Here is an 8,886-nt window from a genome sequence, read left to right as displayed (position 1 = left end):
GGGCCGTACAACAAACCCACCAATAATTCAAGACGTCCTCCACGGGGCGCTTACGCCCAGATAGCCAAAAACACGCCCAGTGCTGCTAACGTGGTGGGTTATGCCAATGTCGTGCGGGACAAGGCCACAGAGCGTTTTGCACTGCGTCAGGCCAACCAGATTACGGAGTTGTTTTACGAACGCAACGGCATGAGCGCCGCTGAAAAACTGGAAGTCGCTCAACGGATGATAACCTAAGCCACGGACTATGCTCAAACTGGCAACCGGAAGGGATTACGGCGCATTGACGAAATAGCCGACCGGTGGATTTCTGCGATTGAAGCGCGCTGGAACAATCCCGAAGCACATCGCGGCCTGTCAACAGGGATACCCGACCTGGACAAACTGCTTTACCCGAAATTTATCGTCAAAGGCTCGCTGTTCGTGATAGGTGTGCGGCCCAAGATGGGGAAAACCACGGTAATGACCGAGATGGCGTTACATGTGGGCGATGTCGCAAAACTCCCCGTCGCCATGTTCAGTCTGGAAATGCCGGAAGAGCAGATTTTCGAGCGTATGGTAGGGCAGCAGGCCCATGTGAACACTGACATGTTCTATCAGGGGGCAAAAAATCAGGAAGACTGGAAAAAGGTTTACGCGGCGGTTGAACGGATGCGTAATCACCCGCGTATCTGGTTGGATGACCAATCGGGGATGACGTTGGCAAATATCCAGGCGGAGTGTCGGAAGCTGAAACGGCGCGAAGGTAAAATTGGCATGATTGGCGTGGATTACCTGACGCTGATGACGACCGACAAAGCCGATACCAATGCGCTGGTGTTTGGCAATATCACCAAGGCGCTGAAGAACCTTGCCAAAGAGCTGGATACCGGCGGGGTGTTACTGACTCAGCTAAACCGCAATCTGGAAGAGCGCACCAACAAACGGCCCATGCCCAGCGACAGCCGGGAAAGTGGTCAGATTGAACAGGACTGTGATTATTGGCTGGGTATTTACAAGGAGCGCGTCTACGACGACCACGTCGACGAAACGTTAACCGAACTCATTCTTCGCCTTAATCGCCACGGCAAAACGGGCACGGTGTACGTTGACCAGCGCGACGTGGAAATTTACCCCTGTGACCAGCAAGAGGCAGTAACGGCGAGCGGGTAAACAGGCGAACAGAAAGCCGCTGAAAGAAGTTATGGAATTTTAAAGCAAGGAAAATACGGATGACTGCATATATGACCGAATTAATCGTATAGCTGCTTTTAATTGCAGCCATTTTTGTTTGAGTAGAAATGAGGCGGAAGAGGGGGAGGTAAGTATGGGATTAGCCATATTCAAAATAACAGCCATAGCATGGATGCTCTTCTGGTTTCAGGCGCTTTTTATGTAAGCGTACGCCCAGATGGGCGTGAAGCGCATGAACAGTTTGATTGAGTATGCATCCTCGTGGGCGGTGGGAAATGGCGTCAGGCTGCGGGAGGTGCGTTATTCAGGGGATTATTTCGGGAGAGCAACATGAAAAAAAGATTACAGAACACCAGCATCACTTTTCGGATGATGCAGCACTGCTTATTCAGGCCGACCAAGCGCTCGCGCAACAAAGTCCGCGAAATACCCAGCGAGGAGGCGGTAACCACTTACGACTACAGCGCTCATATTCGTGATGCGCGCCCGTGCGCGGAGCGGAGTAACCGAAGCAAAGATGAATTGATTAACCGAATCTGGGGATGAGCATGATTATCGAATTACCTTTCCCGCCGAGCGTAAATCACTACTGGGTGCGCAATGCAAGATGTGTTTACCTCAGTGAGGCAGCCAAACGTTTTAAGCGCCTGACGGAAGTTGCCGTCGCCAAAGCTCGCATGAAATACGGGCATCAAAAATTCTGCGGCGAGGTTTCGGTGCTGATGAATCTCTACCTCCCCGATAAACGCATGAGAGACGTAGATAATTACAGCAAGGGGGTTTTTGATACGCTAACCAAAGCGTGCATCTGGCACGACGACGGGCAGGTGCTGGTGATGACCGTGAAGAAAATTGACGACAACGGCGGCGTCAAAGGTGGTAAGTGTGTGGTGGTGATTGATGAATATTGCGGGGAGAATAAGATGAACGCATCCCAACTATTTGAGAGCAGCGAAGGGTTAGGCAGGTAGGTGTGGATCCTCGCAGACTTCCGGCATCATTGTGCCCAATACGGAATGCATAAAGTTCCCTGATAACTGGAGGAGCCACGATATGAAATATACCCCTGTTGGCGTCGATATCGCAAAATATCTGATGCAGGTTCACTTCATTGATGAGCATAGCGGTGAAGTTATCGACAAGCAGATAAAGCGCGACGCGCGGCTGGAATATTTCAGCAATCGTGAACCTTGCCTGATTGGTATGGAGGCCTGCAGCGGCGCCCAGTACTGGGCGCGTGAGCTGGAAAAGCTGGGGCATACGTCAGGTTACTCCAGGGTAAATTCGTCAAGACCTTCGTGATGGGCAACAAAAATGACGTCATGGCTGCCCGTGCTATCTGGATGGCGGTTCAGTAGCCAGCTAAAGTCGTCGCTGTAAAAACCGAGGAGCAGCAGGTGGTACTGTCGCTGCATAAAATCCGGCGCCAGCTGGTGAAGTTCCGCGCCGCGCAGATCAACGCGCTGCACGGATTACTGCTGGAGTTCGGCGAAACCGTGCGCAAGGGCCGGGCGCCACTGGACAAGGCGATGCCAGAGGTACTTGAACGTCTGAAGGAAAAGCTGCCGCCGTTCCTGATTGACCAGATTGAAGACCAGTACCGGGGGCTCAGTGACCTTGATATGCAGATAGATGGCATCGAAAAACAGCTTGCCGCCTGGGCAAAACAGAATGAAGCCTGTCAGCGGATCATGGATATCCCGGGCGTTGGTCCGCTGGTCGCCACCGCCGCAGTCGCCATAATGGGATATGCGGGAACCTTCCGTTCAGGCCGGGAGTTCGCGGCCTACATCGGTCTGGTCCCTAAGCAAACGGGTACAGGCGGCAAGGTGCGATTTCTTGGCATCAGTAAACGCGGCGATGCCTATCTGCGGACGCTGTTTATCCATGGTGCCAGGGCGGCTACGTTGCTGGCCAAAGAGCCGAATCCGTGGATTACGGAGCTGTTGAAAAGAAGGCCGACCAGCGTCGCAGTGGTAGGGATGGCCAACAAGATAGCGCGTACGGTGTGGGCACTGGTGGCTCATAACCGAACCTACGACAAAAAATACGTCAGCATCAGGCCGTTCTGAACGACAGACGCGGGTAAAACATTAGCTCTTTTAATAGAATGGTGAATGCTGAAAGGTTGCGAGGGCAGCAGTAGTGATGACAATGACAGGTAAGACCGGGACTCACTAAACCTGGATGCTGCCTTGAGCTTAAAGCTCGTTGGGAGAATAAGGTGTGAGTCAGCGAATCTCATCGAGGCCCGCAGCACTGGCTGCAACAAGGCCGGATATAGAGCTGCAACCTACCGTCAGCGTCAACGCCACGAAAGCCTTGCAAACGGGATGCGTTCATATAGGCGGCATGAAAGATATTCGATATCTGTTAAGCGCATGGGGAAATTGGGGCGGCTCACGTATTGGCACCGAGTACAAGGCAGCATGGCTCATCGTCACGGCCAGCAGCGATATCCGTCCCATGCTGTCCGATGAGGACGGGGAGATAGTTGACCGTGCGGTAGGGCGGCTGAAGGTTTTCGACCCGCTGGGGTACGATATAGTGGTGGCGTATTACCGGGAGAAAGCCTCGTGCAGGGCGATAGGTGAGGGCATGAAGCCACATCGTCACCATTCCTTTGTGAGCAAGGTGCTCGAAAGTGCTGAAGCCTACATTGCCGGCCGCGTGGCTGAAATTTTTGAGGCTGCCTGATGTTACATTACACTGAGGCGACAAAAAACGCCTTGATGATTAACGAGATCATGCCTGAAATAAGTGCGCTAAGCATCCAGCGGATGAGTTTTTGTTCGGAGCGGATGCCTGCCATTTCAAGTTGCAGGTCTTTGCGGACTAAAGCAATTTGAGAGTCTATCTTGGCTTCAGTCTTCTCGAAACGGGCGTCCATATCTTTACGGACATCAGCAATATCGCGCTTCACATCGCTGATATCACGTTTTACGTCATTGATATCAGCTTTCGTAGCAATATCAGCCACTTCGTGCGACTTACGTACAACAAGCGATATGGCTTTGGCTTGCTCTTTCTTCAGGCCAGATTTTTCCAGCGTCTCGACAAATTCTTGAGTATCAAATGCGACTTGGCCCATAGGAAATTCCTCCTGTTTAGGCCAAGTGTAACCCAGCTATCGTATTGACGGAAGATCAAACCATGCGCTATAGTCGGCCTCAGGTGCTCAAAACACCTTACGAACGGCTACCGTGCCCGTTAGTTCTGCGGTTTTTTTTTGTGTCCATATTTTGATATGGCCGAGTGTGGGTGAATAAAATACCAGCAATGGGAATAAGCCCGCTTGCCTTCGTACAAGTTTTGAGCACTTGGTCGCCTGAGCCATTCAGGTTTCCTCTTCAAAAGGGATACGAAAATGAACTCTACAATTCTTGATAGCCTCCGTATCATTACCCATAGCAATATACCAGTTATTACCACGGAACTATTGGCTAACTTGTATGGCGCTGAAGTGAATAGCATTCAGCAAAATTTCAAACGCAATGCTGCAAGATTCATTAATGGTAAGCATTTTTTCAAGCTGGAAGGCGATGAGCTTCGAGAATACAAAAACAGGCTGACAGAAAGTCAGTCAGTTGCAAAGCATACGCGCAGTCTCATCCTCTGGACGGAACGTGGTGCTGCCAGACACGCCAAGATGCTTGAAACCGATCAGGAATGGGAAGTCTTCGAGCAACTGGAAGATTGCTACTTCAATGCTGAACGTGCTAACAATCCGCCACAGTACCAACCTGAAGCCCGAGAGCCACTAACAGCCGACGATGCATCCCATCTTGCCCGGCTTATCTGGGGCATGGCAAACGGCTTCCGATTCAAGCGCTCATGGAGCAATGCCATATGGCATGCACTGCGTTATGCGGCGGGCGTATCTTCCCCACAGCATTTTGGCGTCAGTCATATTCCGATACTCGCGGAAGAGTGCCAACGCATTTACAGTTTCACTAATGCGCTGAAAGAGGTGATGTACGATGCTGAAAAGCAGGCCGTTCGACGAGTTCTAAAGAATCGTGAGGATGCCGATGCTGTGGTATCAGAAATGAAGCAGTTGCTTGATGAAACCAATCAATCGCACAATCTGTTACTGACGAATACATTAGCACGATGGCAACAAGCGGATATCCAGCACTTCCTACAACGGTATTGACAGTGTGAGGCGAAATAGCTGATCAAACGATCAGTTAAATGCTTGACTGGCGCGCCGGCGCGCCACATAATACCCCCATACTGCGGCAGAAGCGCGCAGGACATGAAGCCTCAACTCCCTCTGGTGGTTGGGGCTTTTTTATATTGACAGCTACTGATTTCTGAATAAAATTATTGTGTCTCACATCTGATTATTGTCCAGTCCGCATCAGTTTTGTGCAGGTGTGCGATAGGGCCTCGGCTAATGCCGGGGCTTTCTGTTTTGATTCGGGCACTATGGGTCAATGCATTTAAAATGGCAGAGGAATGAAATGAATCACATAGGCCAGCACAGGTGTACGCTTTTTGCAGGGCTAGATAGCGATAAGCCTAAGACATTTTCGCTTGAATTTAAGTCTTGCACTGTTATTGCCGCGCTCAATGCAATGGAGAAAGCCATAACAGAGTTAAGCTATCGGCAGTTTCAATTTGGCAATGAAAATAGTGATGGTGTAAAGGCAATAGTTCGTCATTCCTGAACTTTTTTTCCAACCTTTGCAGGCAATGGGATTAGTATTTCCCAGAATGGAGAAGTTCCCTCAGATGTTTGATCAGTCATTCCTTTCCAATACAAGTCAAGTCGATAAGATAATTCTGCGGGTGTGCAATTCATGCTAAGAAGCCTCATATCGCCTCTATGTCAGCCGGCTGAAGCGTGAATCTCAAATATTGGGGTATCGATGGAATATTTTGAAAAACCACGAAACCAAGCAGCTTCTCTAACTGATTCACACGCGAATAAGGATTGAAAGCGAGATGGTTTTTCGGGGAAGCTATTTCTTCTGCGTTCTTCAAGAAGCATTTCAATGGTAGCACCAAACCTTTCTTCTGATTGGACTAGATTAATTTGATAATTGAAAAAATAATTGTTTGCATGATAAGATACTCCATTGTCAAATATTGATAATGTATGAGCCGCCAAGGGTTTAATGGGACATGATGGTGTGGCTAAATCTAATATGTCTCCTGTGTTAAGGGACTGCCCTCTATCTACTGAGTAAAAAATACTCACATAATTCTCCGTATCTGAATAGTAAATTTTGGTGAGTTAACGATATCAGATGTGGAAATGTGCCGCCAGACGATATCTGGCACTTACTTCCAAGGCTGCGCTCCGGCGTGGCCTTTTTTCTGACCGATGGCAACCCCGGACGAGGTGGCGCAATAACGCCAATAATACCATGGAAAAATTTACTACCGGCTCTGCCTACAGCTGGGCCCTTGTCACGTGCCTGCTAGGTGCTTTTTCGCTCAGTGAATGGGCCTTGATTACCGGCATCGCCTGTACGCTGGCAACCTTCTTGCTGAACTGGGTTTACCGGCACAAGGAATACCGTTTCAGGACGAAGCGCGACCAATGAATCCCGAGCTACATAATCGATTGATAAAAGCCACAGTAGGCGGCGTGTTATCGGTCTGCTATGGCCATACCGGCAGCGATATCGTCCCCGGTAAGCGCTACACCCCGGCTGAATGCAAGCCCTGCTGGATAGGACCTAAAAACAGCAATGGCAGTCGTTGACGCCAATGTCACCGTACCACTGACGGAAAGCTAGAAAGCCGCATTAGCCTCGTTCGTCTATAACGTGGGGAGTGGGGCGTTTGAGCGCTCGACGTTGCTGAAGAAGCTGAACGCCGGAGACAGAGCCGGTGCCTGTAACGAGATGCGACGCTGGAAGTATGTTGACGGCAAAGTTTCTAAGGGACTGGTCAGTCGGCGGGCGGTCGAGCGTGAGCTTTGTATGAAGTCCGTGTAACCCATTAATCCAAACCAATGAGCCTCGGCATCGTTCGGGACTTTTTTTCACCTACGCACCGAAAGCGCATCTAAAACCACCGAACCTGAACCTATGGAATGAGCCTTTGAGGGCGTCAGTTTGTGCTGGCGAGCCTTCGGTGGGCTGACGTTCCGTTTTCGGCAAAGGTTCATTTCATAGAAAAGGTAAACGTAATGAAAGCATTAACGTTTAAAAATCACTCCGTGGTGCCGTTTGACAATGGAGACGGGAAAATCTGGTTTACCAGTGATCAATTGGCGGAACTGCTGGGCTATACGCCGACAGTAAGAAAATTGCCAATCTCTATAACCGTCATAAGGATGAGTTCACAGCCTGTATGTCAACCTTAGCCAAAGTGAGGACCTGTAATGAAAACAATGAATTACAGCATACTAAGTACGCGTGTTTTCACCACGAGGCGCTCACCTTATCGGTATGGTATCGCGTACCAAGGTAGCTAAAGACCTTCGTATTTGGTTGCTGGACCTAGCTGAAAAAGAATCTGGTATTGAAGTCGGCTGCCTTGAAGTTGGCAATCTCACTCAACTTGCAGGGCAAAAGCTCCACGATGTGATAGCGGCATTTGACAAAAAGTCATACAAACATCGTGGGCAGAAAGGAAGTGGATTACTCGCTCAACACAAACGCGACATCAAGACGATTAAGGAAGCGACCAAACTGGCATTGCAACTGACTCAGATAGCGATTCCAGATTTGGGCGGTTTTCCCGATGCTGACGAGGATCCGGAAGCGGCATGAAAGACTACACGCCATTCATTGAAAAGTATGTGGTCGCCGAACTGGTGAAACAGGGCTATGAGCAATCGGTAGCTCTGAAGGGCGCAGACAGGGCAGTAGACCATTACCTCCGCAGTGCTTCAGCCAGTGCCAGGGGCAAGATGTTTGACGACTGCCTGCATATTGCCAAGGTGTGGGCAAGTAAGTATCAGCCGAAACGCAAGAGCACTGCACGATGAATACAGCTCTCGGTTGGCGGATGATGATGGTCGGTCTTTTGCTTGCCACGATTACCGCTCTCGCCATAGTGGTCAGGGTTCAGCACATCGAAATCACTCGTCTGAAACAAGCCAACCAGTCGATGGTCGCCGAGCGTGACGCCGCCAGCGCACAGTTTACCCACTATGAGCTGGCGGTAGCGCTGTTCAACCAGATAGCCGGAGCGACACAGGATGCACATCAGCAAGCGGTGCAGGATTTCCAGCCACGCATTATCCAGATACGCGAGGCCATCATGCCTGAGCGCTGTGCTCGTCTGCCTGTGCCTGCCGGGGCTGTTAACAGGCTGTGTGCGCACGCAGACAAGATACCTGCCCATCCAGCCCGCGCCGATACCGGCCACGTTGCTCGATGATTGCCCATGGCCGGTTATCCCCGACAACATGACGTGGGGCGACAGCGTGATACTCAACGAAAAGCTATTGCTGGCGCTGGAAATGTGCAATCAGGATAAGGCGGCGCTGAGACAGATTGAGGTGTTAAGAAAATAAATAGCGAGGTCAAGGCGTAATCGCTTTGCGATTATCTCCAAGCATCCCACAGTCCGCAAGGACTGGCACTTAAAACAGCAGGAAATTCTTTATGGGAGTAAGCGTACGCCCAGCGCCGTCTGTTAATTCCCCATCAAGTTATTAAAGATGATGTCCATTATTTTTTTAATGGGCGCAATTCATGAAACAAACCCCACCAAAACCCTCAAGACGTCGTCCCAATTTCCCGCTGG

General features: G+C 50.3%; 11 protein-coding genes and 3 pseudogenes. 12 read left to right on the top strand and 2 right to left on the bottom strand.

What is annotated here, in order from left to right:
* From ACMX3H_RS14675 to ACMX3H_RS14650, 6 genes and pseudogenes are all read left to right on the top strand, one after another.
* A pseudogene (locus ACMX3H_RS14675) lies at positions 1-237 on the top strand (hypothetical protein); the annotation flags it as partial.
* A gap of 45 nt (positions 238-282) precedes the next feature.
* A complete protein-coding gene (locus tag ACMX3H_RS14670) occupies positions 283-1,152 on the top strand; it encodes a DnaB helicase C-terminal domain-containing protein (protein ID WP_415211370.1) in 870 nt (289 codons plus the stop codon).
* A 351-nt stretch (positions 1,153-1,503) separates the two neighbouring features.
* Positions 1,504-1,719 (top strand): NinE family protein, encoded by a 216-nt coding sequence (locus ACMX3H_RS14665; RefSeq protein WP_415211369.1) that lies wholly within the window; start codon positions 1,504-1,506, stop codon positions 1,717-1,719.
* Between the two features lie 2 nt (positions 1,720-1,721).
* A complete protein-coding gene (locus tag ACMX3H_RS14660) occupies positions 1,722-2,144 on the top strand; it encodes a RusA family crossover junction endodeoxyribonuclease (protein ID WP_415211368.1) in 423 nt (140 codons plus the stop codon).
* Between the two features lie 82 nt (positions 2,145-2,226).
* A pseudogene (locus ACMX3H_RS14655) lies at positions 2,227-3,245 on the top strand (IS110 family transposase).
* A gap of 280 nt (positions 3,246-3,525) precedes the next feature.
* The gene (locus ACMX3H_RS14650; protein ID WP_415211367.1) at positions 3,526-3,870 is read left to right on the top strand and encodes an antiterminator Q family protein; all 345 of its coding nucleotides are present in this window, start codon (positions 3,526-3,528) and stop codon (positions 3,868-3,870) included.
* Positions 3,871-3,877: 7 nt separating this feature from the next.
* Here the strand turns inward: ACMX3H_RS14650 and ACMX3H_RS14645 are convergent, their stop codons facing one another.
* On the bottom strand, positions 3,878-4,264 hold the full coding sequence (locus ACMX3H_RS14645) for a hypothetical protein (protein ID WP_415211366.1): 387 nt from the start codon (positions 4,262-4,264) through the stop codon (positions 3,878-3,880).
* 276 nt (positions 4,265-4,540) lie between these two features.
* Between ACMX3H_RS14645 and ACMX3H_RS14640 the strand changes: the two genes are divergently transcribed.
* On the top strand, positions 4,541-5,329 hold the full coding sequence (locus ACMX3H_RS14640) for an ORF6N domain-containing protein (RefSeq protein WP_415211365.1): 789 nt from the start codon (positions 4,541-4,543) through the stop codon (positions 5,327-5,329).
* Positions 5,330-6,007: 678 nt separating this feature from the next.
* Here the strand turns inward: ACMX3H_RS14640 and ACMX3H_RS14635 are convergent.
* Positions 6,008-6,379, bottom strand: a complete 372-nt coding sequence (locus ACMX3H_RS14635; RefSeq protein ID WP_415211364.1) for a hypothetical protein — start codon at positions 6,377-6,379, stop codon at positions 6,008-6,010.
* A 49-nt stretch (positions 6,380-6,428) separates the two neighbouring features.
* Here ACMX3H_RS14635 and ACMX3H_RS14630 point away from each other — a divergent pair, with 49 nt between their 5' ends.
* From ACMX3H_RS14630 to ACMX3H_RS14610, 5 genes and pseudogenes are all read left to right on the top strand, one after another.
* A complete protein-coding gene (locus ACMX3H_RS14630) occupies positions 6,429-6,728 on the top strand; it encodes a phage holin family protein (RefSeq protein ID WP_415211363.1) in 300 nt (99 codons plus the stop codon).
* Positions 6,725-7,124, top strand: a pseudogene (locus tag ACMX3H_RS14625) (lysozyme). The gene ACMX3H_RS14630 and the pseudogene ACMX3H_RS14625 overlap by 4 nt, the downstream one beginning before the upstream one ends.
* 456 nt (positions 7,125-7,580) lie before the next feature.
* The gene (locus ACMX3H_RS14620) at positions 7,581-7,904 is read left to right on the top strand and encodes a hypothetical protein (RefSeq protein ID WP_415211362.1); all 324 of its coding nucleotides are present in this window, start codon (positions 7,581-7,583) and stop codon (positions 7,902-7,904) included.
* Positions 7,901-8,122, top strand: a complete 222-nt coding sequence (locus ACMX3H_RS14615) for a hypothetical protein (protein WP_415211361.1) — start codon at positions 7,901-7,903, stop codon at positions 8,120-8,122. The genes ACMX3H_RS14620 and ACMX3H_RS14615 overlap by 4 nt, the downstream gene beginning before the upstream one ends.
* Positions 8,119-8,517: a hypothetical protein gene (locus tag ACMX3H_RS14610; protein WP_415211360.1), complete on the top strand. Its 399-nt coding sequence runs from the start codon at positions 8,119-8,121 to the stop codon at positions 8,515-8,517. The genes ACMX3H_RS14615 and ACMX3H_RS14610 overlap by 4 nt, the downstream gene beginning before the upstream one ends.
* Positions 8,518-8,886 lie beyond the last annotated feature (369 nt).

Origin of the sequence: Sodalis sp. (in: enterobacteria), assembly GCF_047607725.1 — a bacterium.
Classification (GTDB): Bacteria; Pseudomonadota; Gammaproteobacteria; order Enterobacterales; family Enterobacteriaceae; genus JBLKSS01.
This window is presented reverse-complemented; position numbering and strand designations above follow the sequence as displayed.